The organism is Pseudoalteromonas sp. TB41, assembly GCF_000497975.1.
Taxonomy (GTDB): domain Bacteria; phylum Pseudomonadota; class Gammaproteobacteria; order Enterobacterales; family Alteromonadaceae; genus Pseudoalteromonas; species Pseudoalteromonas tetraodonis.
In genome coordinates this window covers 13,732-38,726 of record NZ_AUTH01000085.1, presented here as the reverse complement: position 1 = coordinate 38,726, position 24,995 = coordinate 13,732, and the positions used below count along the sequence as shown (strand labels likewise).

The following is a 24,995-nucleotide window of genomic DNA, read 5'->3' as shown; positions in this document are numbered from 1 at the left end:
CCCTCTAAGTACGTACTTTTAGGTAATAACATAACCTAACCATAGTTAATAACAGTATGGCAGCCATTAAGTTATGCGCCAGTGCCACGCCTAACGGAAAATGAAAATGCACCACGGCTAACCCTAAAGCTATCTGGCAAAATAACGCCACTAGCACACTCACCGTACAGCTTTTAATTTTTTGCGAATAGGCATGACTGTATATACGCCACATCACCAAGGCTAAAACAATGCAAGTAACTAAGGCCCATATTCGATGCAGTAAATGAATAGACATACGCGCCTGTTGCGACAACACACCAAATTCATAATTACTGTGCTCAAGGGGGAGCTGAAAGACACTACTGAATGAAAAAGGCTGAGCGTAACTACACAGCGGTAAGCCATTACAATGTGGAGCCGCATAATTAGCCGCTAACCAACCACCAAGGGCGATTTGTAAAATCAGTACCGTTAATGCCACGAGGCTTAATTTAAAGTGAGGTTTTGCGCCCGCATCACCACCCGTAATAGGTTGACTGGTCAGACGCAAATACAATAGCGTTAATAACGCTAAAATACTAAATCCTCCGAGCAAATGCCCCATAACTATAAGCGGCTGTAGGTTCATAGTAACCGTCCACATACCTAATGCGGCCTGAAAAATAACAAGCAGCAGCAATATCATAGGCAACCTTACAGGCGTGGTTGGGTACTGACGCTTTAGAAAAGCTAAAATAAACAACACTAAAATTAATACCCCAAGCGTGCCTGCAAAGTAGCGATGGATCATTTCTTTCCATGCTTTTGCTTTTTCAAATATCATATCGGGATAACTTTGAATCGCTTGTGCAATCTCTGCTTCGTGTTTAGGCACGGTTAAAAAGCCATAACAACCAGGCCAATCGGGACAACCAAGCCCTGCGTCACTTAAACGCGTGTATGCGCCCAGAGCCACCACAATTAATGCGAATAAACTCGTTGCTAATACCAAATTTTTATAGTTTTTATACATAGCATCCTCTACTTAGCTCGAACGAGAGTAATTGAGTAATTTTTTTAGATCTTTTAATAACCCTTTTTGGATCAAACGGTTTTCTTGTGGTTGAGAACTAAATGGATACTCCAGTACAATTAGCCCCATATGATCGATTAAATACAAACTGGCAGACTTTAACTGCTGTTGCTCATCAATAACATGCCAACGCGTTGTAACTAGCTCAGGCTGTCCCATAATAGCCATATCAACTTTGTGTTGGTTTTTGCCAAGGGCAACATATAAATTGTCTAAAGCGGCTAATTGCTCTGTGCAAGACGCTTTGCATTGTGCTGAATAATTTAAAGCGATGGTCCATTGCTTAGGGTTATGCTGCGCCCAATTGTCTAGCTTAATTTCACGCTCTAAAAATTCACCATGGTTAGTAATTGCTGTAGGTAGCCAATCAAGTTTTAACGCGCTGTAAGCCAGCACTAAGGGAATAGCGCAGCACACAGCAAAGAGTAACAGGGGTTTATTTTTCATTATCTATCCTCTTCCTGCTTGCAAAAATAGCGACCACCACACAGGCAACCGCAATTAAAAACCACTGTACTGAGTAGGCATAATGTTTTTCTGGACTCATAACAACGGCTTCATAATGAGGGGCAGCAATTTCATCAGCTTGACCTTGGCGGTAAGCCATAAAATTCACTAAAGGGCGATTAGATTGGCTACTCAATGCTTGTAAATCAATGATTTGAATTCGTTTGGCTAAATCCGACTGAGTATTGTTATTGGCTAAGGTAAAGCCACTTAAATTATCTTCTTTAATTTGTGCCGTTAACGTAAATTTACCACTAGGTATTGTTACGTTTGGTAGGATTTCTCTTGAACGTTCTGCTTTTACCCAGCCTAAGTTCACTAACAAAAAGCGTGATTCATCAGACAGTTTTAATAATGCCAGTAAGTCGTATCCAACCTGACCATTATAAATTTGGTTATCGAGCAGCCAATAATTATTAGTATCAAAATAACCACTCAGCGAAACTAATACGCCGGTTTTATTCCACTCTTTTGGCAGTTGTTGCAACTGTGCCCAGCTCATAACTCCTTGCTGTTGAATATTTTCAATGGCATTAAGCTGTTGTTGCTTTTGATCTGCGCGCTGTAATTGCCAAAACCCTAAACGCACACAAACTAATACCACAATAACAACCAAGCAAACTGTGATTATTGAGCTAAGCTTTTGTTTGTTAAATACAACTAACTGCATAAGGGTAAATCCAGTGATTATTAAAATTATTATTGTTCTACTGTTATTATTTATATTGTTTAATTTATTTCGTGCTTTATTTATTATGGTGTCGGGAAAAACCAATGGACGCCCCATGTCTCACTTTTTAGGGCGTCGAGTATTATTTTCTGTTGTGGTATTAGTGATGGTAATTGCCGCACTAAAGCTCGGTTTAATTACGGCAAATCAATCACCTTTGCCCACTACAGTACATATACAAAAACAAACAAACATAGCCAAACAACATCAACAAAATGCCAGTACCACGCCGCAGCTTGAAACGCGAAGTGCTTATTTTTTGTAAAGTGGCCTTTTAAAATCCGTAGGAAAACGATTAATAAAATAATGGTACCTAAGGTGACATGCATACCGTGAAAACCGGTTAGCAAAAAGAAAGTATTACCGTAAATTCCCGCATCAAGGGTTAAATTAAGGTCATTATAAGCATAAATATATTCTTCTACTTGGAGCCCTAAAAAGCATACTCCTAGCAAAATAGTTACGCCTAAAAACACCTTAAGTGGCGTGCGTTTGTTATTTTCCATCGCTACATGAGCAAAATGCAGAGTTACCGACGAAGCTAATAAAATAAGGGTATTTATAAGTGGTAACCCTTGCCAGCCCATTGCTTGCGTAGTGGTGCCTCCAGGGGTATTTAACAATGGCCACACAGCCTCAAAAGTAGGCCATAACACTTCGTTAGTCATGGCGTTGTTATCGGCGCCTCCAAGCCAAGGCACAGAAAACATGCGGGCATAAAAAAGGGCCCCAAAAAAGGCCATAAAAAACATGACTTCTGAAAAAATAAACCAGCTCATACCTTGTCTAAATGAGCGATCCATTTGTGCAGAATATAAACCTTGATGCGACTCTTCAATCACATTTTTAAACCAGCTAAACAGCATATAAAGCAATACGGCAATACCCACATACAGTAAGTAAACACCACTGCCTCCCTCTTTACCCATATCCATAACTGTTAAGGCTGCCCCTACCGCAATAAAAAATAGCGCCACCGCGCCAACTATTGGCCATGGGCTTTGATCAGGTACGTAATAATGTTCATATTTTTGATTCATTTCATTTGCTCCTAGTTTTTCACTAGTTTTATAAGCTAGTTATTACTGGCTACTAACTTCTCGCTAATATCAAATACGGTATAAGACAGAGTTAACTCCTCCACATCACTGGGTAACTCAGTATCAACATAAAAAAGTAATTTAAACTCTAACTCCTCGCCAGCTTTTAAAGGTTGCTGGTCAAAGCAAAAACACGCTATTTTGTGTAAATACTTAGCCGCTTTACCCGGCGCTACCGAGGGTATCGCTTGCATCACTTTGTCTTCATTACTGTTGTTTTTAGCGCTAAACATAACCTCACGCATGGCCCCTGGTTTTACATCTACACTGTATTCTTTAGATTTAACCTCAAAAGGCGCACCACTTTGGGCATGCGTAGTAAAACTAACGCTGACCTCTCTATTCTCAGTAATCAAGGTACTTTGCTGTGCTTGTTCTAGCGAGGGCTTACCATTAAGCCCGGTTATATCGCAAAACACGTCATATATAGGCACCATGGCAAATGCAAAAGCAAACATTGCAATGCAAATAACCACCAGCTTTTTTAATAACGGCAAGTGAGTCATTATTTAATGTCCGGTGGCGTTGAGAACGTATGATATGGCGCTGGTGAATCAACTTCCCATTCAAGCCCTTCTGCCCCATCCCAAACTTTTGCAGGCACTTTATCGCCCCCTTTTGCACATTTATACACAACAACAACAAACAGTAATTGTGATAAACCAAAGGCAAACCCACCTATACTAATAATGGCGTTAAAGTCAGCAAACTGCAGCGCATAATCAGGAATTCGACGTGGCATACCGGCTAACCCAACAAAATGCATTGGGAAAAACAGCACATTTACACTTACCAACGACAACCAAAAATGCCATTTTGCCAAGGTAATATTGAACATATTTCCGGTCCATTTTGGCAGCCAATAATAAGCCCCCGCCATAATAGAAAACACCGCGCCCGTTACGAGTACATAATGAAAGTGCGCAACCACAAAGTAGGTGTCGTGGTATTGAAAATCGGCAGGCGTAATAGCCAACATCAATCCCGAAAAGCCACCTAAAGTAAACAGCACAATAAATGCGATACTAAACAGCATCGGCACTTCAAAGCTAATAGAGCCACGCCACATAGTTGCTACCCAGTTAAATACTTTTACGCCGGTAGGTACCGATATCAGCATAGTCGCGTACATAAAAAACAACTCTCCCGCCACGGGCATACCTGTAGTAAACATATGATGCGCCCACACAATAAAGCTCAACAAGGCAATCGAGGAAGTGGCGTACACCATAGAGGCATAACCAAATAGTTTTTTACGTGAAAAAGTAGGCACAATCGTAGAGATAATGCCAAAGGCAGGCAAAATCATAATATAAACTTCAGGATGACCGAAAAACCAAAAAATATGCTGGAACATTACCGGATCACCACCACCAGCGGCATCAAAGAAGCTGGTCGCAAAGTATTTATCGGTGAGTACCATAGTAACTGCACCAGCAAGTACCGGCATAACCGCAATAAGTAAAAAAGCCGTGATCAACCATGTCCACACAAATAACGGCAGTTTCATCCACGTCATCCCCGGAGCACGCATATTCACTATAGTAACCACCACATTAATGGCACCCATAATCGAACTGATACCCATTATGTGTACCGCAAATACAAACATTGCTGTGTTGTCGTTACTATAAGTGGTGGAAAGCGGGGCGTAAAAGGTCCAACCAAATGCAGGGCCACCACCAGGCATAAACAATGACGCTAACAAAATTAAAAACGCAAACGGTAAAATCCAAAAACTCCAGTTGTTCATTCTCGGTAATGCCATATCTGGCGCACCAATCATTAGCGGGATCATCCAGTTTGCCAATCCAGTAAATGCAGGCATTACTGCACCAAATACCATGATCAGTCCATGCACTGTGGTCATTTGGTTAAAAAAGTGTGGATCAACTAACTGTAAACCCGGCTGAAATAGCTCAGCACGGATCACCATGGCCATTGCTCCACCAATCAAAAACATGGTGAGGGAAAAAATTAAATATAAGCTTCCGATATCTTTATGGTTGGTTGTAAATAACCAGCGCTTAAAGCCAGTAGCGGGTTGGTGGGCATGATGAGCCTCATTGGTGTTAGGTTGTTCTGCAATGCTACTCATTATTTAGCCTCCCCATCAGCATCCAGTGCCGCTTGTATTTCGCTTGGTTGAATTACCTCTCCGGTGTCATTACCCCATGCGTTACGCTTATAAGTAATAACGGCTGCTATCTGCTTAATAGATAATTGCTTTGCAAAAGACTGCATCGCTGTACCTGGTTTACCATAAAGTAAAATATCGATATGACCTTTGATATCACCTACCACTATTGGGCTACCTTTAAGTGCAGGAAAAACACCTGGCAGGCCTAAACCAGTTGGTTGGTGACACGCAGCACAGCTCGCCATATAAACTTGCTCACCCAGTGCCATTAACTCTTCTTTTGGTACTACTTGGTCTAATAACGCAGCGTCTGCTTCAGCTGCTTTTTGCTTGGCTTGTTTAGCCTCTGCTAACCACGTTTTGAAGTCTTCTTCTGTTTTAACTTCTACCACAACAGGCATAAAACCATGATCTTTACCGCAAAGCTCTGCACACTGCCCACGGTAAGTACCAACCTCATTAATATTGGTCCATGTTTCGTTAATAAACCCAGGGTTTGCATCTTTTTTAACGGCAAAGTCAGGCACCCACCATGAGTGAATAACATCATCTGAAGTCATTAAAAAACGTACTTTTTGATTAATTGGTAGTACCAGCGGTTTATCGACCTCGAGCAAATAATTCGGGTTTTTATCAGCAAGGTTGGTTATTTCATTTTGAGGTGTAGCTAGCATGGAATAAAACTCAACGTCCTCCCCCATATACTCGTAATGCCACTTCCACTGTGAGCCTGTAATTTTAATGGTGAGATCAGCTTTGCTGGCATCCTCCATGGCAATTAAGGTTTTAGTCGCAGGAATGGCCATAACAATTAATATGACAAAAGGGATCGCAGTCCACAGTATTTCTACTTTGGTGCTTTCATGGAATTGGGCAGGGACAGCCCCTTTAGATTTGCGATGATGAATGAGTGCCCAAAACATAATGGCAAACACGATCACCCCAATCACACAACATATTAAAAAAATAGTCATGTGCAGTTGGTATACATTATTACTTATATCGGTTACGCCTTTACGCATATTATATTGGCTATTAGCAAGCACATTCTGCGAAAAAACAAACAATATAAGCCACAAGGAAGAACTCAGCTTACCCATGTGACGGCTCCTTTGATGCTATTGCTGACGCAAAGCGAAGAGGCATACGGCTTAAACGCCTATTCGTTATTTTTATTTTTTATAAGGGTGCTGGATTTAGTAAATGTGTGTTCTCAAAACGACTAAGCTGTGAGTTATTTTTATTCCAGCTCTTTAATAACTAGTTAAAAAATAAACAATAAGCAAGGTGAGTATGAAAAATAAACAAGGTGTATTTTTTAAAATGCGCAGCTAAAAAAATAGCAACTAGTCAGGCAATTAATCTAAGAGTCAGGTTTAGTAAGGGGTGTATTGAAATTACAGGATAGAAATATAAAAAATTGTTAACTTAAAAAAGCAGAGTAAATTTGTTTATTTATAAAGTATTTAGTGATTTTATTTATGATAGGAGAAGCACTTAACAACATATAGTCATACATTTGATAAGTTAGACATTGTGCTGCTAACAAACCCAGCGCCTAATCACTATTAAGCGCTAAATTATGCTTTAATACTACATCCAGTCAGCGTTACGAATAACACCTACCGCTAAGCCTTCAATATTGAACGACTCATTTTCTAAATCGACCTCAATAGCTGAAAACTCATCATTTTCAGCATGTAAGAGTACTTTTCTGCCCGCTTTTTCTAAACGCTTCACGGTTACATCGTCGTCAACACGGGCAACAATAACTTGTCCATTTTCGGCAACTTGGGTTTTATGCACAGCAAGTAAATCACCATCCATAATACCAATGTCTTTCATACTCATACCGTTAACACGCAATAAAAAATCGGCCGCAGGTTTAAACATTAAAGGGTCAATTTTACAGTGGCTTTCTACATGCTGTTGCGCCAATATTGGCTCACCGGCAGCAACCCTGCCAATTAAAGGCAAGCCCAACTGCTCTGGCTCCTCTTCTTCAACAAGCTGAATGCCCCGACTCGCGCCTGGCTTCATTTTAATAACACCTTTTTTGGCCAGTGCTTTTAAGTGTTCTTCTGCAGCATTCGCACTTTTAAAACCCAGTGTTTGTGCAATTTCGGCACGTGTAGGAGGCATACCAGTGTCTTTAATAAACACTTTAATGAGTTCGAGTATTTGCGCTTGGCGTTTCGTTAATGGTCGCATACAACTGGTTTTCCATACAGTACAATTAACTGTGAGTATATACAGTTATTTAAAAATCGCAAATATAAATTAATGCCTTATATGCCGTTATCATCAAACAATAACCTACTTTAAAAGCAGGGTGATAAATGTAATTATTAGCAACGCATTATCATATTAATAAATTTTAATTCTCAATTACTTATCCAAGGAGCTAGCATGAGTATTTGGCATCAACCGATTACATTAGAGTTTTGTAAGCAATTAGATCAAGGTATTACAGGCCAAGGGACACTCATGAAAACCATGGGAATAGAGATCAGTGAAATTGGTGATGACTACTTAGTGGCAACTATGCCGGCAATTCCAGAGCATCATAACCCTATGGGTATCGTTCATGGGGGTGCAAATGTGGTGCTTGCTGAAACAGTAGCAAGTTATGCCGCTAATTTTGTGGTTGATTTCAATCGATTTTATTGTGTTGGCCAAGAAATCAGTGCAAGTCATTTAAAGGCATCACGCAATGGCACATTAACGGCCACAGCGAGAGCTTATCATATCGGCAAGCGCAGCTCGGTTTGGGATATTAAAATAACCAATAGCCGCAATGAGCTTTGCTGCGTATCACGTATGACCGCAGCCGTAGTTGAGCGAAAAGGCTAGTAAGTCAATTAACCAAGGTTGAAGTTAAATTACTTTTCGAGAGGGTAAATAGTAATTTCTACGCCTGCACCAATTGCAGATATACGTAACAAGGTATCTGCATGTAAGGCTTGGTTAAAGCATTTTGGCGAAGTGCCAGACTCAAACCCAATATCGAAAGTTCTGCGTGAACAACTCAACCATTGCTTTAATGCATTGCGTGAACACGACTCGATTAACTCACACAAGTGATTAATCGCTTTATCTGGCGTGGTTATTTCACCTGCAACCTCAATGCGAGCAAGTTGACGGTATTCGTCTTTATCATAATGTAAAATAGTTGCGACCTTTTTTAAATCAGCAACTAATACGCTAATATCTTGCTTTGACTCAAGCTCTAGATCTACATTTAAAAATTGAATTTCCGACATTATCTCGTTTTTACCCTCTATTAATTTCATTGCAAACTTTAACGCAGTTTTACCGTTATACCAAATCAACAACGCAGGAATTACCTCATTAACGCATTTTTAGCGTTAGCCTCTGAATATTGCCCACTATTTACTCCTCAAAAACGCCCTCTACAAAATACGCAAATTAAAATTAAAGCATGCCGGCGGCAGTTTACTTTTTTATTCTAGGCCTTAAACTAGCCGCTCCTGTAGTTCACGTATGTGATGGATATGATTCGGTTTATTTTAGCTTTGTTGGCTTGCTGTGCTTGTTTTTCAGCAATGGGCGAACAATTTACGCGGTTTTCGAGTGCCAAAAAGCACTTAATTAATACCCTTCCCGAAAACGCTAAAAGTATTTATTGTGGTTGCGATATAAAAAAACAAGGCAAAAAGTTGGTACCCGACCCTACCCATTGTGGCTACGTGCCTCGCAACACACTAACCCGCTCAGGCAAAGTAAATCAACGTGCCCTGCGAATTGAATGGGAACATATTGTCCCTGCATGGGAATTTGGTCACCAGTTACAATGTTGGCAAGATGGTGGGCGTAAAAACTGCCGCAAAGTTAGCGCTAAGTTTCGCATGATGGAAGCCGATATAAACAATTTAGCCCCTGCAATTGGTGAAATTAACGCCGATCGCTCAAACTACCGCTTTGGCATGTTAGCCCAAAACGCGACGCAATATGGTCGCTGTGAGGTTAAAGTTAATTTTAAACAACGTGTTGTTGAACCGCCTGTTCATGCACGTAAACGCATTGCCGATGCGTACGCTTACATGCAAAAAACGTATGGTTTAAAAATTTCAGCTAAACAACAAAAGCTATTTAATGCTTGGCAACAACAAGCTTATGCTGCTAACACAAATAGTAAAAAGCTGTAAGTTTAAATTAAAAGCGTGTAACACACGCTTTTAATTAACCTATAACGCTTGGTGTGGTCCAAATATTTCGTAGTGAATGTTTGAGCTTTGCACACCTAAATCAAGTAGCTGGCCTTTTACGTAAGCCATAAATGATGCTGGTCCACACAAATAAAATGCCCCTTCGCTAATAGGTAATGATGTCTCAAGCACCGTTAAATCCATTAACCCAGTGAAATCACACTCCTCGCCACCTTGATTAAACCAAGTAAATGTTTTTAGCTGTGGATGCATTGCCGTTTGCTGCGCTAAATACCCTTTAAATGAAAATTCGCGGCTGTTTTCACATGCGTGCAAATAACTAATCGCTTGATTTTTATCACCACTAAGTAGCGTTTGAAGCATCGCCATCATCGGGGTTTGGCCAACGCCTGCTGAAATAAGTACCACTGGAGTTGCCTCATTTTTTAAAATGAAGTCTCCCGCTGGCGGGTATAACTCTACTCGTGCGCCTTGCTCTAGTGAGTGTAAATAATTAGACACCACGCCAGGCTTTGGTTGGCACTCTTTTTTAACGCTAATACGATAGTTTTTAGCATTGCTCTTTTGCGAAATAGAATACTGGCGGATCTCTTCATATTCTGCGCCCTCAGGCTTAACTTTAATGCCAATGTACTGTCCTGGCTTGTAGGTAATAACTGCTTTACCATCCACAGGTGTCAGCGTAAAACTAGTTACGAATTCAGATTCAATATGTTTATCAGTAATTTCAAACTGGCGCGTGCCTGCCCAGCCACCATGGTTGTTTTTACTGTGCGCATACAATGCCGCTTCTTCGGTAATACAAATATCAGCAAGTACACCGTAGGCTTCGCGCCACGCATATTCAACATCGGCAGTAAACTGCTCAGGAATAAGCTCTTTTAACGTACCGATTAAATGTGCGCCCACAATAGGATAATGCTCAGGTAAAATATTTAAGCTGGTATGCTTATGATTAATTCGCGCTAGCGCCTCTTTTAACACGGCTAAATTATCAAGATTTTGCGCGTACGCAGCCAATGCATTAAATAATGCAAATTGCTGACGACCCGTTTCTTGATTAGTCATATTAAAAATATGTTTAAGTTCGGGATTATGACTAAACATGCGCTTGTAAAAATGATCGGTTACGACCGTACCTGCCTCTGCAAGCAATGGCACCGTGCTTTTAACTATTTGTATGGTTTTATCGGATAACATGTTTATTTCCTATGTAATAACTAACTGCTTGCATTTAGCATTACACAGAGCGTGCCAACTAATTAAACCTATAATATTCAATAAGTTAAATTAACTCGCTTTACAAGATGAGTCTTTATGACCTACTATAAAACCTGTAAAAATACACTAACAGGTCATTTTGACATGAACCAACAATTCAACCTGACGCAAGTTGCATTAGAACTTGCGCAAAGTACGTTACATGCTCACAGTTTTGAGCAACTTTTAGCCACGGTTGAACGTGTTATTCCCAGCGATGCCAGTGCATTATTGATTCGCCAAGGTGAGCAATTAAAACCCTTAGCCATTAAAGGCCTTATGCCCGATAGCCTAGGACGACGTTTTGATATTGCGGAGCATCCTCGCCTTAAAGCCATCTGCAGTAGTCGTTTGGCTCTGCAATTTGCACATGACTGTCCACTACCTGATCCATACGACGGGCTACTACTGGCTAAAACCGGTGATATTCCAGTGCATGCCTGCTTAGGGTTACCCCTTTATGATAAAAACGCACTACTTGGCATTCTGACCTTTGATAGCCTTAACGCCAATGCGTTTGACGGTATCACCACTGATACACTCAACACCTTACAAACCTTGTGCAGTGCGCACTTTAAAACAGCCCTAGAGCTTGCCCATTACAAACAACATGCGCAGCACTCTAGTGAATTAGTACAAGCGTTAAACCGTGAGGCGCTCAAACGTGATGGTGGTGAAATTATTGGCCAAAGCTCTGCAATACAAACGCTTAAAAATGAGATAAAACTGGTTGCGGCATCAAACTTTAGTGTCCTTATTTTAGGTGATACTGGGGTCGGCAAAGAGTTGGTGGCACGTAATATTCACTTACACTCCGCACGTAAAGATCAGCCATTAATTCATTTAAATTGTGCATCACTGCCTGAAAACCTCGCAGAAAGTGAATTTTTTGGCCATGCAAAAGGCGCTTTTACGGGTGCGCAAAATGCTCGCCAAGGTAAATTTCAGTTAGCCGATGGCGGCACCTTATTTTTAGATGAAATCGGCGAGCTGCCTCTGGCTATGCAAAGTAAATTATTACGCGTACTGCAAAGTGGCGAAGTACAAACCGTTGGCGAAGATGAACTTAAATATGTCGATGTTAGAGTGATTGCAGCAACCAATCGCGACCTAAAACACGAAGTAACACAAGGACGGTTTCGCGCCGATTTGTACCATCGATTAAGTGTTTATCCACTCACAGTCGCTCCATTGAAAGCCCGTGATGAAGATGTTATTTTATTAGCTGGTTATTTTGCAGAAAAAACAGCCCGCAAGCTCGCTATTAAACAGCTAAAACTCAGTATTGAAACGCAACTGCTGCTTAAAAAATATGACTGGCCAGGCAATGTGAGGGAGCTTGAGCATGTGATTAATCGGGCTGCATTAAAGGCTAAACAACATCAGTGGCAGCAACCAATTATTACTATTGAACCTGCGCATTGTGAGCTAAATTTAAGCGCTGTTAACACCTTAGCTCTTGAACACTCAAACCAGCTTGTAATCCCACCTTTAGCAAACAACATTTCGTTAAAGCAAGCCACAGATACCTATACTCAGCAACTTATAATACAGCAACTTAAACAACATAATTATAACTGGGCAAGCACAGCGCGTAGTTTACAGGTCGACCGCGCTAACTTAACGCGGCTAGCCAAGCGCTTAGGTGTTTCAATAAAAAAATCGTTGTAGCCTTTTTAACTTAACTTTCGCTGCCTAAAATAATTTTTTAATAGCTGACTAAACGCTTGAACTTTTGCCGTTCGATGCACTAAATGATGCGTAACCAGCCACAAATCGGTTGGCCAACTCAGTTCATTAGGCAGTACAGGGACTAAATCAGAGTATTGCGCTGCAACATCATGCTGTAATCCGCCAATACCGAGTCCTTTTACTATGGCGCGGGTCGCTTCTGAGGTTTCTGACACTCTTAGCTTAACTTGCGACGGGGGAATATTTTCATCAACCCATGCAAAGTAAGGCACTTTGGCATTATACCCTGCTACACCTGACACAAAGCTATGCAGCGATAGTTGCGCTAATGTTTGTGGCAACCCATAACGGCTAATGTAATGCTTTGATGCATAAAATCCTGACGAGAGCGCCGCTAAATGCTGAGCAATATAATCACCCTCATCCGGTCTGGGTCCAGCTCTTACTGCGATATGTGCTTGGCCATGATCTAAACGTAAACGTTTTTGATCCATAATCACTTGTAATTGCACTTGCGGATGCAAGGTTTGAAACTGCTCACACACCTCACTTAATACATCAATAAAGCCACTAACTGTGGTGAGTAACAAGCTACCTTGCAAGGTGCTATCTGCAGCAATAATGTCATTATGTAGGCGCTCTAGTTCACCATTAATCGCTTGTGCTGTGGTAAATAACTTAGCGCCAATTTCTGTGACTTTGTAGCCGCGAGCATGGCGATGAAATAGTCGCGCATTTAAGCTTTTTTCTAAGTTATTTATTCGCCTGAGCACCGTACTATGGTGAACATCTAACACTTCGGCAGCGGCAGTTAAAGTACCTAAGCGCGCTACCTCGTAAGCAACCTTCAGGTCTTGCCAATCATTAAATTGAATTGCCATGATAACTACTCTTTAATCTGTGCATATACGCACACAAGTTTTGCGTTTATTTGGCTTTTCTGCAAGTGATTATTTGTTAAAGTCACATTATACAAACTCATTATCAGGAGCAGCTCATGACAACACCAAAAATTATTGCCCTAGCAGGTAGCTTACGTAAAGATAGCTTTCATCAAAAACTCATTAACGAAGCGGCACGCTTTGCTTTAGAAAGTGGCGCTGAAGTAGAAGTGATTAAACTCGCAGACTTAGCCATTCCTATGTTTGATGAAGATCTCGAGGCACAAGGCACACCAGCCGGTGTACAACAACTTAAAGACAAACTTCGCGCAGCCGATGGCATTTTGCTGGCCAGCCCAGAATATAATGGCTCTATTACCGCCGTGTTAAAAAATGCTATTGATTGGGCATCGCGCACCGAACAAGGCGCAGAGCCTGCATTTGCAAATAAAGTAACCGCGTTATATGCAGCCTCACCAGGTGGGTTGGGCGGTTTACGGGGCTTAAATCATGTGCGTGATATATTATCAGGCATTGGCAGCTTAGTATTAGCGAACCAACTGGCAGTACCGGCTATTCATACTTTATTAGATGACAACGGTCGAATTAGCGACCCCGCTACCGCTGAAAAAGTGGCTGGTCTTGCACAGCAGTTAGTTAGCGTAGCAAGTAAGCTTAAATAAGCAGCCACTATAACTTTGTTGCTGCAAGCTTTGCAGCAATAAAGTCTTCATGGGTAACATACAATAAATTAGCAACACGACGAATAACGTATTCTTCTTGTGGATCAAGTTCTCCATCGGAGTACGCTAAACGCCAAAGTAATTCAACTATATCAATGCGTTGCTGTGCACTACATTGATTGTTAATTTGCTTAGAAAATTGAAAATAATCAATGGCGTCATCTAAGCTTGCACTTGCTTGCTCGGTTAACTCATCTACTGCTTCATCCGTTAAATCAAAATATTTTTTTAATGTTAGACTTAGCGTATGTTGCTCATCAGCCTGTAAATCGTTATCCGCTCGCATTACCTCAATTAATAATGCGGCAACCGCTGTTTTTAAATCATGTTGTTCAATATCATAATCTTGCTGATCAATACTCGAAAAAAGCTGTTTAATTTGCTTGAACATCACATTTCCCCTTTTTGGGTGTTAGACTTATATCATAACGGGTTTAATAGATATGCTGATCACACTACCCAAAATCAAGATGGAGTTAAAGGTTTATGAGTATAAAAGCCAATCATTACATACATGGAATTATTAGCTGGTGTTTATTAACAGGGTGTTTGAGTGTGTCGGCAGAGCAAAGTGAAATGCAGCGACTTTATGATTTTGATGAAAAGGTGCATTATAAGCAAACTCAAATAGACACTAACAATTACCACTTAGAAATACAGTCTGACGACTACCCACATTTTAGAAACCAAAGTGTGTTTTTGTTGCGCCACGCAAATCGTTTATGTCACGATAATCCTTTTATGTTAAAAGTGACTGAGGGCGTGCAGGAGTACCAACGCTTTCCAACTAAACCGCGTGCTTATCAGCCACCGCTCAGTGTATTTGTGCAGTGTGAAATGCCTGCAGAAAAAACCTCAAAAAAATAACACCTCGTTATTTTCAGTAAAACCACTGAGTATTAAAATAGCCTGTGGTTTTACTGTAGTTAACCTGAACTAAGTTAGTTAACGCCATATCCCCACGGCGCAGCCGGTGGTGTGATAGGTTTAGTTAAATCAAAATCAACACGGAATTCGCGACCTTGGCGAATAAGTCGATAAGTGAACTGTTCAGGGTAAATATACATTTGCCATTTATTGCCTACCGATTGCGGTATGCCTTGGCTAACAAATAACTCTTTTGAATACTGATCTGCAGGGAATGACTGCATATTAGCAAAACCCGCATCCACAGTATGACCGCCATACATAGTAGACACATCATCGCTGCCATCTTTATGGCGATGATCGTGCTTTAGGCTCAAACCACTACCTGTTTTAGTAATAATCCACGTACGTGAAGCATCATCACCGACATGAAACGGCACTTGTAGCTCACGTTCATTACACTTACGCACATGCATAACTAATTTTTTACCGGCAAATGAACTCGGCCCTGTGGCATTATCAACCGTTACTTTACCCTCAAAAGCTTTACCGCAATGTGCAGCAATACTATTGAAAAAGCTATCATGACTTGGAATTGATACTAAAGGTGCTGGGCGAGCTAATGCAGCGGTTGATGCCAGCATAAACGCTGCAGCTATTAATAATTTCATAATGTGTCCCTAAACATGTAAAAAATCAGCTTAGCGTTTAAGCAAACACAAAGAAAATAATCACGATGAACAGCAATAAAAATTAACAGAACAATGGAGCTTTGCTTTAATTAATTGGTAAAAAAATATCGCTTGAAAGAAAATGAGAAATTAAATATCGTTGTTTGATAAAGGAGAAATAACTAATACCAACTCGCTTAATTAAGCGGTCTATTTTGAGGCAGGAAAAACGGGTTGATAGCTAGGCAAGAAATTCGCTATTTAGTTGTTCTAAATGAGAATTTTTTAACACAGATAGCGACACGTTTAGCCCCGCAAAATGATTGAGTATTATTGCGGATTGGTATAAACGTAAAGCCAGTTTTAGCGTGGAGCACATATTTAAATGGAAAAATATATCGGCTTAATAATCATCGTATTACTATTAATTATTCAAAATCGCTACACTCTGCACATATATCAACACCTTGCTGAGCAGCACCCAGAACAATGGAAAAAATTATCACAAAATTCATTAGATGGGACACCCTATGCCAATCTTGCTGAGTCATTTAAAGATGGTTTTTTTTCGACTATCAACGACCCAAAGGTAGTCCGCTACCAGAAATTTAAAACTCTCAATTTATTACTAATGGCAATGATTACATTAGCAAGCTTATTGCGTGGTTTTTTAATATAAGCGATTAAAAAAGCGCAACCTAAGTTGCGCTCCAGTTTCATATGTAAAAGGTTACTGCCACGGTCTTTCTGCGGCTAACTGCTTTTCAAACGCATCAATTTGCGGATTGAGGGTTTCGGTTACACCAATAAAATCTAAGCCACTTAATAAACGCTCTTTTACGTCTTTGCGAATATCAAAGCGAATTGGCGCAAACTTATTGCTGGTAAGCACTTGGTTTTCAAGATCCACATCAATGTGAATATCGTCGTGCTGCTCACTTAACACAAATAACTCTTCCAGCGTTTGCGCTGGCAATGCAATGGCAAGCATTTGATTGTTACCACAGTTATTAAAGAAAATATCAGCAAAGCTTTCAGCTAAAATCACTTCAAACCCATATTGCTTTAATGCCCATGGTGCGTGCTCGCGTGATGAGCCACAGCCAAAATTATCGCGGGTTAATAATATTTGCGCACCTTGGTAACAAGGACGATTTAAAATAAATTCAGGATTTGGCTCGCCATTATCTAAATAACGCCAATCGTAAAACAGTGCTGCATCAAAACCATCACGGCTTGTTGAGGTTAAAAACTGCTTAGGAATAATTTGGTCGGTATCGACGTTGTTTTTATCAAGTGGGGCCATTAAGCCGCTAAAATAGATGCTCATTAAGCTTCTCCTCTAATATCAACAAAGTGACCATGTATTGCAGCTGCTGCCGCCATTGCAGGGCTCACTAAGTGTGTACGTCCGCCGCGCCCTTGGCGACCTTCAAAATTACGATTCGAGGTGGAAGCACAGCGTTTACCAGCTCCTAAACGGTCATCGTTCATAGCTAAACACATCGAACAACCCGGCTCGCGCCACTCAAACCCTGCAGCTTTAAAAATATCGGCTAAGCCTTCATCTTCAGCTTGCTGCTTAACTAAGCCTGAGCCTGGAACAATCAGCGCTTCAATACCAGCTAAAACCTGTTTACCTTCAACAATTTTTGCTGCAGCGCGTAAATCTTCAATGCGGCTGTTGGTGCATGAGCCAATAAATACCGTGTCTACTTTGGCGCTTGATAGTTTATCGCCCGCTTTTAAGCCCATGTATTTAAGCGCACTGCGAATTGCATCGGCTTTAATTAAATCGGTTTCTTTATCTGGATCTGGAATACATTCATCAACGCCAATCACTTGCTCTGGATTAGTCCCCCAAGTAACTTGCGGTTGAATACTGCCTGCATCTAACTCTACTTCTAAATCAAAATGAGCACCATCATCCGTTTTTAAAGTTTCCCAGTAGGCAACAGCGGCATCAAAATCAGCACCTTTGGGTGCAAACGGGCGCCCTTTTAAGTACTCGTAAGTGATTTTATCTGGGGCAATTAAACCTGCCTTGGCACCCATTTCAATGCTCATGTTACACAATGTCATACGGGCTTCCATTGATAGAGCTTCTATGCCTTCACCACAAAATTCAGCCACATAGCCAGTGCCACCAGCAGTGCCTAGCTTACCAATAACCGCCATAATTAAATCTTTAGCTGTTACTGTAGGGCGTAATACACCGTTAATTTGAATTTTTAACGACTTCGCCTTTTTTTGCTGTAGTGTTTGCGTAGCTAATACATGCTCAACCTCTGAGGTACCAATACCATGTGCCAAGGCACCAAACGCACCATGCGTTGAAGTATGACTATCGCCGCAGACTATAGTGGTACCTGGTAAAGTAATCCCCTGCTCAGGGCCAATAACATGCACTATGCCTTGGTTTACTGAATTTAAGTCGTACAGCAAAATGCCAAATTCTTTACAGTTTGCATCCAGTGCCATTAATTGATTTTTAGAGACTTCGCTGGCTGCATCCAGTGAACGACTTTTAGTTGAAACATTATGATCCATGGTGGCAATGGTTTTTTCTGGACAACGCACTTTACGATTTTTTTCACGTAAGCCTGCAAATGCTTGTGGTGACGTCACTTCGTGTACTAAATGACGGTCAATATAAAGTAAATCGGTTTGCTCATTAATGCTGGCAACGGTATGTGCTTGCCAAATTTTATTGTATAAGGTTTGGGCCACTTGCTAACTCCCTGATCTGATTGAGCCACAGCCTGACGGTGTTGTGGCTTTAATAATTAAATGCGTGAAACGATGGCCGCTGCTACATCGGTGGTGGTATAGCCGCCCTGCGGATAAATATCCGGCGTTCCCACACCAGCTTCAACCGCCTCTGCGACTGCTTTTTCAATCGTACGAGCCGCTTCGTCTTGGCCTAATGAGTAACGTAGCATTAAGGCGGCACTTAAAATTTGTGCGATTGGGTTTGCCACCCCTTTTCCGGCGATATCAGGCGCTGAACCACCCGCGGGTTCATACAAGCCAAAGCCTGATTGGTTCAAACTTGCCGACGGTAATAGACCCATTGAACCGGTGATCATCGCGCACTCGTCCGATAAAATATCACCAAATAAATTATCGCAAAGTAATACATCAAACTGGCTAGGTTGTTTAACCAGCTGCATCGCTGCGTTATCTACATAAATGTAATCTAAGCTCACTTCTGGAAAGTCTTTACTCACTTCGGTTACCACTTCGCGCCATAAAACGCTTGATGCTAAAACATTGGCTTTATCAACCGAGGTCACATGATTGCTGCGCAACTTAGCGGCCTCAAAAGCAAAACGTGCAATACGCTCTATCTCTTTACGTGAATAAGTTTGCGTATCAAATGCAGTTTCTTCTGCCCCTTCGCCACTGCGACCTTTCTCACCAAAATAAATACCACCCGTTAGCTCGCGCACACATAAAATATCAAAGCCTTTTTCGCTAATATCAGCACGTAGTGGTGATGCAGCGCTTAATGCGGGTAACAACTGAGCAGGGCGTAAGTTACAAAACAAACCAAAGTGCTTGCGCAGTGGTAACAGTGACGCGCGCTCCGGTTGGTCATTAGGTGGTAAATGTTCCCACTTAGGGCCACCCACGGAACCAAATAAAATAGCATCGGCGTTTTCACACGCTTTTAAGGTCGTATCAGGAAGTGCTTTGCCAAATTCATCAATGGCAGCACCACCAATAGCATGGTGTTCACGGTTCAGAGTAAAGCCAAACTTATCACTGACTGCATCAAGCACTTGCTCTGCAGCTGCCATAACTTCTGGGCCAATACCGTCGCCCGCTAATACGGCAACGCTGTAATGTGTTTTACTCATCCTGCTTTCCTTTGTTGTTTTAAATCAGACACTTTTTGTGCTCGATAAATTAAGTTATAAACCCGAACCATAGCGCGTACTGAGGCTTCGACCACATCGGCCGCAATACCGGCACCGTGATAAGGACGGCCATCATATTTAGCAATAATATTCACTTGTCCTAATGAGCTAGCACCTTGGCCGGTGGCCTCTAAATTGTATTCAATCATTTCAACGCTCATACCAGTTAAGCGCTCAATGGCTGCAAATGAGGCTTCTACCGGGCCGTTACCTGTGGCCGCTTCTTGTTTTGCTTCGCCATCAATCAACAAACCTATCGTTGAGCTGGCTACCGATTGAGAGTTCGACGTAGAGTGAACAAACTCTAATTGATATTTTTCATCTTTGTCGCTGATTTGATTAAAGTAAATCATTGCTTCTAGGTCGTAGTCATATACTGTGCCTTTTTGGTCAGCTAACGCAACGAAACTTTGGTATAAGCTATCCATGTCGTAATCAGATTTTTGATAACCTAATTCTTCTAAGCGATGCTCTATAACATGACGCCCTGAACGCGAGGTCATATTTAATTGATTACTTGGCACACCCACACTTTCAGGTGACATAATTTCATAGGTATTTTGCGCTTTTAATACACCATCTTGGTGAATACCTGAACTGTGGGCAAACGCATTTTCGCCAACAATCGCTTTATTTGGCTGTACCGGCATATTACAAATTTTGGCTACTTGGCGAGAGGCGCGGTAAATTTCTTCGCTTTTTATATCGGTATATACGTTTAAATGGTCTTTGCGCATTTTCATGATCATCGCCACTTCTTCAAGTGAACAATTACCCGCGCGCTCCCCTATACCATTAATGGTGCATTCGATTTGGCGCGCACCGGCTTGAACGGCAGCAACAGAGTTAGCAACGGCTAAGCCTAAGTCGTTATGGCAATGCACACTTAAACGGGCTTTATCAATATTTGGCACGTTGTTCATTAAATGACGGATCATTGCTGCGTATTCATCTGGCGTTACAAAACCGACGGTATCTGGCAAGTTAATCGTGGATGCACCGGCATTAATAGCTTGCTCAACAATTTTGCATAAATCCCAATGTGGTGTACGTCCTGCGTCTTCACATGAAAATTCCACATCATCAGTGTAATTACGGGCAAGCTTGATTGATTTAACCGCCATCGCGGTTGCATCATCTAAGCTCATACGTAGTTTATGCTCAAGGTGTAAAGGGCTGGTTGCAATAAAAGTGTGAATACGGCTTTGCTGTGCACTGCGAAGTGCCTCGCCACAGGCTTCAATATCTTTGGCAACCGAGCGTGCTAAGCCACAAATAATAGGGCCTTTTACTTCAGTGGCAATTCGCTGCACTGAGCGAAAGTCAGCGGGGCTCGAAACCGGAAAGCCCACTTCCATGACATCCACATTTAAGCGGCTAATGGTATGCGCTAGTTGAATTTTATCATCTTCAGTCAGGCTTGCTTTAAGTGCCTGTTCGCCATCGCGTAAGGTGGTATCAAAAATCCATACTTTATCTTGCTCTTGCATAACTGCCCCTCATTCCTGTGTTACCCAAATTTCGATTTATCCCTGCAGCGAGATAAAAAAAACCCCGCAATTGCGGGGTTTTGTTGTTTAGCTCAATGCAAACACACTAATCCCCGCTCACTTGCCACAGCAGTAAGAGGTTTAGTTTTAGTGTAATTAAACGATTAGTTTGCATTTGTTTTCTTGTGTGTGTGTCCAATGAGGCTTATTTTTATCATTGCAGCGCAATAGGTGCAAGCATAAAAATGCCATAAAAATAATTGCACAAGACTTTTAAGGGATTTAAAATTCAACAAATAGATAAAAAAGAGATAAAAAATCCAACCTCAGAGGGCGTGGCGTTTAAATTAACAAGCACCGTAAAGTACAGTGCTTATTTTAACTTTTTTTAATATTTACTCTTTCTTTTCTGCGCGTACGTAATTTGACGCACCACGAGTAATATAGCGTAACTGCCAAATAACTCGCTCAATTAATTCATCGCGTTGCTGACCTTCAATATCTAGCGCTTCGGCGCCAGCATTAAATACCAACGTAACCATAGCCTCTGCCTGAATATACGCATGAATCGCATCACAGGGCGTTTCACTTTCTAAATAATGAGCAAGCTCTAAAATAAAGTGTTTCACTTCACGTGCTACAGCCGCTCTAAATGCTTTTGAGGTACCCGAGCGCTCACGCAGCAATAACCTAAATTGATTACTAGAGTTATCAATAAACTCCATAAAAGTAACCACTGACGTATTTATTACACTGCCGCCACTGGCTATTCGCCTACGAGCTTGACGCATCAGCTGACGCAGCGTTAAACCCGCTTCATCAACCATGGTTAAACCTAGCTCGTTCATATCTTTAAAGTGACGGTAAAAAGAGGTGGGCGCAATACCCGCTTCGCGCGCTACTTCACGCAAGCTCAAATTTGAAAAGCTATGATCAGCACTAAGCTGATTAAAAGCAGCTTCTATTAATGCTTGTCGTGTTTTTTGTTTCTGTTGTGCTCTAACGCCCGACATCAACAGCTCCCTGAATGAATTTGTAATAAATTTTTAATTAAAAAAATAGCTAATAGTACAGTCTAATACTTGACGGCAGCAGATTGAAATATTATTTTAGCGTACAGTTGTACGCTGAGAAATGAGAAAGATGAAAAAACCACCACTTATATGGACCAACGTCCTGTTCTTTAGCCTGACGTTTTTGGCTGCTGTTACACTTGTACCTTGGTATGGGTTTAACTATGGCTTTACAGGCACACAATGGGCTGCTTTTGTAGCTTGCATGTTTTTTGCAGGATTATCGATCACTGCGGGTTACCATCGTTTATGGGCGCACAAAACCTACAACGCACACCCGGTCGTTGAATTTATTTTTGCCTTAGGCGGCGCGTTTGCTTTGCAAAACAGTGCGCTGCATTGGAGCAGCGATCATCGTATTCACCACGGTCAAGTTGATGACCCTGTAAAAGACCCTTATGCCGCTACCAACGGCTTTTGGTATAGTCACATAGGCTGGATGCTGCGCGACTACCAAGGCGATAGCTACGGTGATTACAGCAATTGCCGCGACCTACAACGCAATAAAATAGTGATGTGGCAACATAAACATTACTTAAAGCTGGTAGTTGCCATGAATGTTGGTTTACCACTGGTATTAGGTTTAATGTTAGGTGATGTGTGGGGCATGTTATTACTAGCGGGACTACTTCGTTTAGTACTGAGCCAGCATTTTACCTTTTTTATTAACTCTGTTGCGCACATTTGGGGTTCTCGCCCTTACACAGAAAAAAATACCGCACGCGATAACGGCTTTTTAGCCTTATTTACTTATGGGGAGGGTTATCATAACTTTCATCATATTTTTGCTAGCGATTACCGCAACGGCATTAAGTGGTTTCATTACGACCCAACTAAATGGATGATCCGCTCGTTAGCTGCACTTGGTTTAGCGAGTAAATTAAAGCGCACACCGGTTGAGCGCATAGAAAAAGCTAAAGCAGAAACCTTGATGAGCAAAACACAAGGTCGCCTCGCAAAATTGCCTTTAGCGCAAGATAAGCTTACATTATTACAACAAGAGTACGATTTGTTGCTTAAAAAACTGCAAAATTATTGCTCATTACAAAAACAAGTGTTGGAAGCTAAAAAAAATAATATGGCAAAGCAGTGTGAAAAGTCGGCATTAATGGCACAATATCACGAGCTTGAGGCCGCCTGGGAAACACAAAAACAGGCATGGCTAGCACTTAATGCGAGGTTATTAAAAGCCTCTTTTAGTTAAAATAGGAGTGGCTGTGGCCAAACAACCAGAAAAGAAAAAAGTACCCGTGACATACCAATATGATGCAATCATTATTGGCACGGGTCCTGGCGGTGAAGGGACCGCTATGAACCTCTCTAAAAGTAACAAAAAAGTAGCGGTTATTGAACGCCAAACAGCCGTGGGTGGTGGCTGTGTACATTGGGGTACCATTCCTTCAAAGGCACTTCGTCATTCTGTTAGTCGCTACATTGAATACAAAGCAAATCCTTTATTTAACGTAGGCGAGCGTCCGGTAAGACTTACCTTTCCTGATATTTTACGCCATGCCAGTTCGGTAATTTCAAAGCAGTCAAACTTACGCAGCAGTTTTTACGATCGTAACCGCATTCATATGTTTCAAGGCGACGCTAGCTTTGTTGATAAGCACACTATTGAAATTAGACGTAATGACGGTTCTACTGAGCGCCTTACTGCACAAACGATTGTTATTGCTACCGGCTCACGACCTTATCGCCCACCAGGGGTTGATTTCACCCACTCACGAATTTACGAAAGTGACACTATTTTAGGCCTTGAACACGACCCTCATCGCGTACTTATATACGGCGCGGGTGTAATTGGTTGTGAATATGCGTCTATCTTTAAAGGGCTAGGTGCCAAAGTCGACTTAGTGAATACTCGCGATCGCTTATTGGCGTTCATGGATGCTGAAATATCTGATGCATTAAGCTATCACTTTTGGAATAGCGGTATTGTAATTCGTCATAACGAAGAGTTTGATCGCATTGAAACCCGTGATGACTGCGTTGTTATGCATTTAAAATCGGGCAAACGTGTTAAAGCTGACTGTATTTTATTTGCCAATGGCCGAACCGGTAACACTGACACCCTTAATTTAGAAGCCATTGGCTTAAAAGCAGATAGCCGCGGACAGATAAAAGTAAACGAAACCTACCAAACAGAAGTAGACAATGTATACGCGGTAGGTGATGTTATTGGCTATCCAAGCCTTGCTAGTGCTGCCTTTGATCAAGGTCGAATTGCCGCAGATGCCATCGCGTGTGGTAATTGTGATGAAAAGCTGATTATTGATATTCCAGCCGGTATTTATACTATCCCTGAAATGAGTTCTGTCGGTAAAACAGAGCAACAATTAACTGCTGCAAAAGTACCGTATGAAGTGGGACGTGCGCAATTTAAACATTTAGCCCGCGCGCAAATTGCAGGCACCGATGTGGGCAGTTTAAAAATATTATTTCACACTGAAACCAAAGAAGTACTCGGCGTGCACTGCTTTGGTGAGCGTGCCTCTGAAATTGTGCATATTGGCCAAGCTATTATGGAACAAAAAAATGGTGGCAACACCATCGACTACTTTGTAAATACCACGTTTAACTACCCAACGATGGCAGAAGCCTACCGAGTTGCGGCGTTAAATGGTTTAAATCGCTTGTTTAAGTAATATCAAGCACTAGGTAACAAAAAGCC

General features: G+C 41.5%; 27 protein-coding genes. 9 read left to right on the top strand and 18 right to left on the bottom strand.

The features are described from left to right. Positions 1-4 precede the first annotated feature (4 nt). Genes L641_RS0113640 through L641_RS0113630 form a run of 3 tightly spaced genes read right to left on the bottom strand, consistent with a single transcriptional unit; the run spans position 5 to position 2,231 of the window. The gene (locus tag L641_RS0113640; RefSeq protein ID WP_024602181.1) at positions 5-994 is read right to left on the bottom strand and encodes a COX15/CtaA family protein; all 990 of its coding nucleotides are present in this window, start codon (positions 992-994) and stop codon (positions 5-7) included. Between the two features lie 12 nt (positions 995-1,006). Next, the gene (locus L641_RS0113635; protein WP_024602180.1) at positions 1,007-1,501 is read right to left on the bottom strand and encodes a hypothetical protein; all 495 of its coding nucleotides are present in this window, start codon (positions 1,499-1,501) and stop codon (positions 1,007-1,009) included. Then, the gene (locus L641_RS0113630; RefSeq protein ID WP_024602179.1) at positions 1,491-2,231 is read right to left on the bottom strand and encodes an SURF1 family protein; all 741 of its coding nucleotides are present in this window, start codon (positions 2,229-2,231) and stop codon (positions 1,491-1,493) included. The genes L641_RS0113635 and L641_RS0113630 overlap by 11 nt, the downstream gene beginning before the upstream one ends. Here L641_RS0113630 and L641_RS23790 point away from each other — a divergent pair. After that, complete coding sequence (locus L641_RS23790; protein ID WP_308200203.1) at positions 2,185-2,556, top strand: DUF2909 domain-containing protein; 372 nt, start codon at positions 2,185-2,187, stop codon at positions 2,554-2,556. The two genes, L641_RS0113630 and L641_RS23790, sit on opposite strands and share 47 nt — an antisense overlap. Here L641_RS23790 and L641_RS0113620 read toward each other — a convergent pair. The 5 genes from L641_RS0113620 to lexA all read right to left on the bottom strand — a co-directional run bounded on the left by L641_RS0113620 (position 2,456) and on the right by lexA (position 7,742). Beyond that, the gene (locus L641_RS0113620) at positions 2,456-3,331 is read right to left on the bottom strand and encodes a cytochrome c oxidase subunit 3 (RefSeq protein ID WP_024602177.1); all 876 of its coding nucleotides are present in this window, start codon (positions 3,329-3,331) and stop codon (positions 2,456-2,458) included. The two genes, L641_RS23790 and L641_RS0113620, sit on opposite strands and share 101 nt — an antisense overlap. Positions 3,332-3,366: 35 nt before the next feature. Further along, positions 3,367-3,897 (bottom strand): cytochrome c oxidase assembly protein, encoded by a 531-nt coding sequence (locus L641_RS0113615; protein WP_024602176.1) that lies wholly within the window; start codon positions 3,895-3,897, stop codon positions 3,367-3,369. Next, a complete protein-coding gene (ctaD, locus tag L641_RS0113610; RefSeq protein WP_008114160.1) occupies positions 3,897-5,489 on the bottom strand; it encodes a cytochrome c oxidase subunit I in 1,593 nt (530 codons plus the stop codon). The genes L641_RS0113615 and ctaD overlap by 1 nt, the downstream gene beginning before the upstream one ends. Further along, the gene (gene coxB, locus L641_RS0113605) at positions 5,489-6,631 is read right to left on the bottom strand and encodes a cytochrome c oxidase subunit II (RefSeq protein ID WP_024602175.1); all 1,143 of its coding nucleotides are present in this window, start codon (positions 6,629-6,631) and stop codon (positions 5,489-5,491) included. Before coxB ends, ctaD begins: the two co-directional genes overlap by 1 nt. Positions 6,632-7,124: 493 nt before the next feature. Continuing rightward, positions 7,125-7,742 (bottom strand): transcriptional repressor LexA, encoded by a 618-nt coding sequence (gene lexA, locus L641_RS0113600; protein ID WP_008114166.1) that lies wholly within the window; start codon positions 7,740-7,742, stop codon positions 7,125-7,127. 198 nt (positions 7,743-7,940) lie between these two features. Here lexA and L641_RS0113595 point away from each other — a divergent pair, with 198 nt between their 5' ends. Continuing rightward, positions 7,941-8,384: a PaaI family thioesterase gene (locus L641_RS0113595; protein ID WP_013466144.1), complete on the top strand. Its 444-nt coding sequence runs from the start codon at positions 7,941-7,943 to the stop codon at positions 8,382-8,384. A 29-nt stretch (positions 8,385-8,413) separates the two neighbouring features. Here L641_RS0113595 and L641_RS0113590 read toward each other — a convergent pair whose 3' ends face one another. Next, positions 8,414-8,794: a hypothetical protein gene (locus tag L641_RS0113590; RefSeq protein WP_024602174.1), complete on the bottom strand. Its 381-nt coding sequence runs from the start codon at positions 8,792-8,794 to the stop codon at positions 8,414-8,416. 252 nt (positions 8,795-9,046) lie between these two features. On the opposite strand from L641_RS0113590, the gene L641_RS0113585 reads away from it, so the two are divergent. After that, on the top strand, positions 9,047-9,700 hold the full coding sequence (locus L641_RS0113585) for an endonuclease (protein WP_013466146.1): 654 nt from the start codon (positions 9,047-9,049) through the stop codon (positions 9,698-9,700). A 39-nt stretch (positions 9,701-9,739) separates the two neighbouring features. On the opposite strand, the gene hmpA is transcribed toward L641_RS0113585, so the two are convergent. Further along, on the bottom strand, positions 9,740-10,921 hold the full coding sequence (hmpA, locus tag L641_RS0113580; RefSeq protein ID WP_024602173.1) for an NO-inducible flavohemoprotein: 1,182 nt from the start codon (positions 10,919-10,921) through the stop codon (positions 9,740-9,742). Positions 10,922-11,086: 165 nt separating this feature from the next. Here hmpA and norR point away from each other — a divergent pair, with 165 nt between their 5' ends. Further along, on the top strand, positions 11,087-12,652 hold the full coding sequence (norR, locus tag L641_RS0113575) for a nitric oxide reductase transcriptional regulator NorR (protein WP_024602172.1): 1,566 nt from the start codon (positions 11,087-11,089) through the stop codon (positions 12,650-12,652). A gap of 5 nt (positions 12,653-12,657) precedes the next feature. Here norR and L641_RS0113570 read toward each other — a convergent pair whose 3' ends face one another. Next, positions 12,658-13,554, bottom strand: coding sequence for a LysR family transcriptional regulator (locus L641_RS0113570; protein WP_013466149.1), 897 nt, complete (start codon positions 13,552-13,554; stop codon positions 12,658-12,660). Positions 13,555-13,670: 116 nt separating this feature from the next. Between L641_RS0113570 and L641_RS0113565 the strand changes: the two genes are divergently transcribed. Further along, entirely contained in the window at positions 13,671-14,237 is a 567-nt protein-coding gene (locus L641_RS0113565; protein WP_013466150.1) for an NAD(P)H-dependent oxidoreductase, read from the top strand. A gap of 7 nt (positions 14,238-14,244) precedes the next feature. On the opposite strand, the gene L641_RS0113560 is transcribed toward L641_RS0113565, so the two are convergent. Beyond that, positions 14,245-14,688 (bottom strand): TerB family tellurite resistance protein, encoded by a 444-nt coding sequence (locus tag L641_RS0113560; RefSeq protein WP_013466151.1) that lies wholly within the window; start codon positions 14,686-14,688, stop codon positions 14,245-14,247. A gap of 95 nt (positions 14,689-14,783) precedes the next feature. Between L641_RS0113560 and L641_RS0113555 the strand changes: the two genes are divergently transcribed. Further along, complete coding sequence (locus L641_RS0113555) at positions 14,784-15,164, top strand: hypothetical protein (RefSeq protein WP_013466152.1); 381 nt, start codon at positions 14,784-14,786, stop codon at positions 15,162-15,164. A gap of 74 nt (positions 15,165-15,238) precedes the next feature. Here L641_RS0113555 and L641_RS0113550 read toward each other — a convergent pair whose 3' ends face one another. Next, entirely contained in the window at positions 15,239-15,835 is a 597-nt protein-coding gene (locus tag L641_RS0113550) for a hypothetical protein (RefSeq protein WP_024602171.1), read from the bottom strand. A 385-nt stretch (positions 15,836-16,220) separates the two neighbouring features. On the opposite strand from L641_RS0113550, the gene L641_RS0113545 reads away from it, so the two are divergent. After that, positions 16,221-16,514 (top strand): hypothetical protein, encoded by a 294-nt coding sequence (locus L641_RS0113545; RefSeq protein ID WP_013466154.1) that lies wholly within the window; start codon positions 16,221-16,223, stop codon positions 16,512-16,514. 51 nt (positions 16,515-16,565) lie between these two features. Here L641_RS0113545 and leuD read toward each other — a convergent pair whose 3' ends face one another. The 5 genes from leuD to fabR form a co-directional block, all read right to left on the bottom strand. Further along, positions 16,566-17,165, bottom strand: a complete 600-nt coding sequence (leuD, locus tag L641_RS0113540; protein WP_013466155.1) for a 3-isopropylmalate dehydratase small subunit — start codon at positions 17,163-17,165, stop codon at positions 16,566-16,568. After that, positions 17,165-18,565, bottom strand: coding sequence for a 3-isopropylmalate dehydratase large subunit (gene leuC, locus L641_RS0113535; protein ID WP_008465616.1), 1,401 nt, complete (start codon positions 18,563-18,565; stop codon positions 17,165-17,167). The genes leuD and leuC overlap by 1 nt, the downstream gene beginning before the upstream one ends. 56 nt (positions 18,566-18,621) lie before the next feature. Further along, on the bottom strand, positions 18,622-19,698 hold the full coding sequence (gene leuB / locus L641_RS0113530; protein WP_013466156.1) for a 3-isopropylmalate dehydrogenase: 1,077 nt from the start codon (positions 19,696-19,698) through the stop codon (positions 18,622-18,624). Continuing rightward, positions 19,695-21,248, bottom strand: coding sequence for a 2-isopropylmalate synthase (gene leuA, locus L641_RS0113525; protein WP_013466157.1), 1,554 nt, complete (start codon positions 21,246-21,248; stop codon positions 19,695-19,697). Before leuA ends, leuB begins: the two co-directional genes overlap by 4 nt. Positions 21,249-21,643: 395 nt before the next feature. Then, positions 21,644-22,261, bottom strand: coding sequence for an HTH-type transcriptional repressor FabR (gene fabR / locus L641_RS0113520; protein ID WP_013466159.1), 618 nt, complete (start codon positions 22,259-22,261; stop codon positions 21,644-21,646). A 130-nt stretch (positions 22,262-22,391) separates the two neighbouring features. Here fabR and L641_RS0113515 point away from each other — a divergent pair, with 130 nt between their 5' ends. Together L641_RS0113515 and sthA are read left to right on the top strand one after the other, a co-directional pair. Then, positions 22,392-23,525: a fatty acid desaturase gene (locus L641_RS0113515; RefSeq protein ID WP_024602170.1), complete on the top strand. Its 1,134-nt coding sequence runs from the start codon at positions 22,392-22,394 to the stop codon at positions 23,523-23,525. 13 nt (positions 23,526-23,538) lie between these two features. After that, complete coding sequence (gene sthA / locus L641_RS0113510; RefSeq protein WP_016900074.1) at positions 23,539-24,969, top strand: Si-specific NAD(P)(+) transhydrogenase; 1,431 nt, start codon at positions 23,539-23,541, stop codon at positions 24,967-24,969. The last annotated feature ends 26 nt before the right edge of the window (positions 24,970-24,995 follow it).

What these genes read in the sequence shown, in the direction of transcription:
- L641_RS0113640 (WP_024602181.1), bottom strand. Translation starts at nt 994, where the DNA reads ATGTATAAAAACTATAAAAATTTGGTATTAGCAACGAGTTTATTCGCA.
- L641_RS0113635 (WP_024602180.1), bottom strand. Translation starts at nt 1,501, where the DNA reads ATGAAAAATAAACCCCTGTTACTCTTTGCTGTGTGCTGCGCTATTCCC.
- L641_RS0113630 (WP_024602179.1), bottom strand. Translation starts at nt 2,231, where the DNA reads ATGCAGTTAGTTGTATTTAACAAACAAAAGCTTAGCTCAATAATCACA.
- L641_RS0113620 (WP_024602177.1), bottom strand. Translation starts at nt 3,331, where the DNA reads ATGAATCAAAAATATGAACATTATTACGTACCTGATCAAAGCCCATGG.
- L641_RS0113615 (WP_024602176.1), bottom strand. Translation starts at nt 3,897, where the DNA reads ATGACTCACTTGCCGTTATTAAAAAAGCTGGTGGTTATTTGCATTGCA.
- ctaD (WP_008114160.1), bottom strand. Translation starts at nt 5,489, where the DNA reads ATGAGTAGCATTGCAGAACAACCTAACACCAATGAGGCTCATCATGCC.
- coxB (WP_024602175.1), bottom strand. Translation starts at nt 6,631, where the DNA reads ATGGGTAAGCTGAGTTCTTCCTTGTGGCTTATATTGTTTGTTTTTTCG.
- lexA (WP_008114166.1), bottom strand. Translation starts at nt 7,742, where the DNA reads ATGCGACCATTAACGAAACGCCAAGCGCAAATACTCGAACTCATTAAA.
- L641_RS0113595 (WP_013466144.1), top strand. Translation starts at nt 7,941, where the DNA reads ATGAGTATTTGGCATCAACCGATTACATTAGAGTTTTGTAAGCAATTA.
- L641_RS0113590 (WP_024602174.1), bottom strand. Translation starts at nt 8,794, where the DNA reads ATGTCGGAAATTCAATTTTTAAATGTAGATCTAGAGCTTGAGTCAAAG.
- L641_RS0113585 (WP_013466146.1), top strand. Translation starts at nt 9,047, where the DNA reads ATGATTCGGTTTATTTTAGCTTTGTTGGCTTGCTGTGCTTGTTTTTCA.
- hmpA (WP_024602173.1), bottom strand. Translation starts at nt 10,921, where the DNA reads ATGTTATCCGATAAAACCATACAAATAGTTAAAAGCACGGTGCCATTG.
- norR (WP_024602172.1), top strand. Translation starts at nt 11,087, where the DNA reads ATGAACCAACAATTCAACCTGACGCAAGTTGCATTAGAACTTGCGCAA.
- L641_RS0113570 (WP_013466149.1), bottom strand. Translation starts at nt 13,554, where the DNA reads ATGGCAATTCAATTTAATGATTGGCAAGACCTGAAGGTTGCTTACGAG.
- L641_RS0113565 (WP_013466150.1), top strand. Translation starts at nt 13,671, where the DNA reads ATGACAACACCAAAAATTATTGCCCTAGCAGGTAGCTTACGTAAAGAT.
- L641_RS0113560 (WP_013466151.1), bottom strand. Translation starts at nt 14,688, where the DNA reads ATGTTCAAGCAAATTAAACAGCTTTTTTCGAGTATTGATCAGCAAGAT.
- L641_RS0113555 (WP_013466152.1), top strand. Translation starts at nt 14,784, where the DNA reads ATGAGTATAAAAGCCAATCATTACATACATGGAATTATTAGCTGGTGT.
- L641_RS0113550 (WP_024602171.1), bottom strand. Translation starts at nt 15,835, where the DNA reads ATGAAATTATTAATAGCTGCAGCGTTTATGCTGGCATCAACCGCTGCA.
- L641_RS0113545 (WP_013466154.1), top strand. Translation starts at nt 16,221, where the DNA reads ATGGAAAAATATATCGGCTTAATAATCATCGTATTACTATTAATTATT.
- leuD (WP_013466155.1), bottom strand. Translation starts at nt 17,165, where the DNA reads ATGAGCATCTATTTTAGCGGCTTAATGGCCCCACTTGATAAAAACAAC.
- leuB (WP_013466156.1), bottom strand. Translation starts at nt 19,698, where the DNA reads ATGAGTAAAACACATTACAGCGTTGCCGTATTAGCGGGCGACGGTATT.
- leuA (WP_013466157.1), bottom strand. Translation starts at nt 21,248, where the DNA reads ATGCAAGAGCAAGATAAAGTATGGATTTTTGATACCACCTTACGCGAT.
- fabR (WP_013466159.1), bottom strand. Translation starts at nt 22,261, where the DNA reads ATGTCGGGCGTTAGAGCACAACAGAAACAAAAAACACGACAAGCATTA.
- L641_RS0113515 (WP_024602170.1), top strand. Translation starts at nt 22,392, where the DNA reads ATGAAAAAACCACCACTTATATGGACCAACGTCCTGTTCTTTAGCCTG.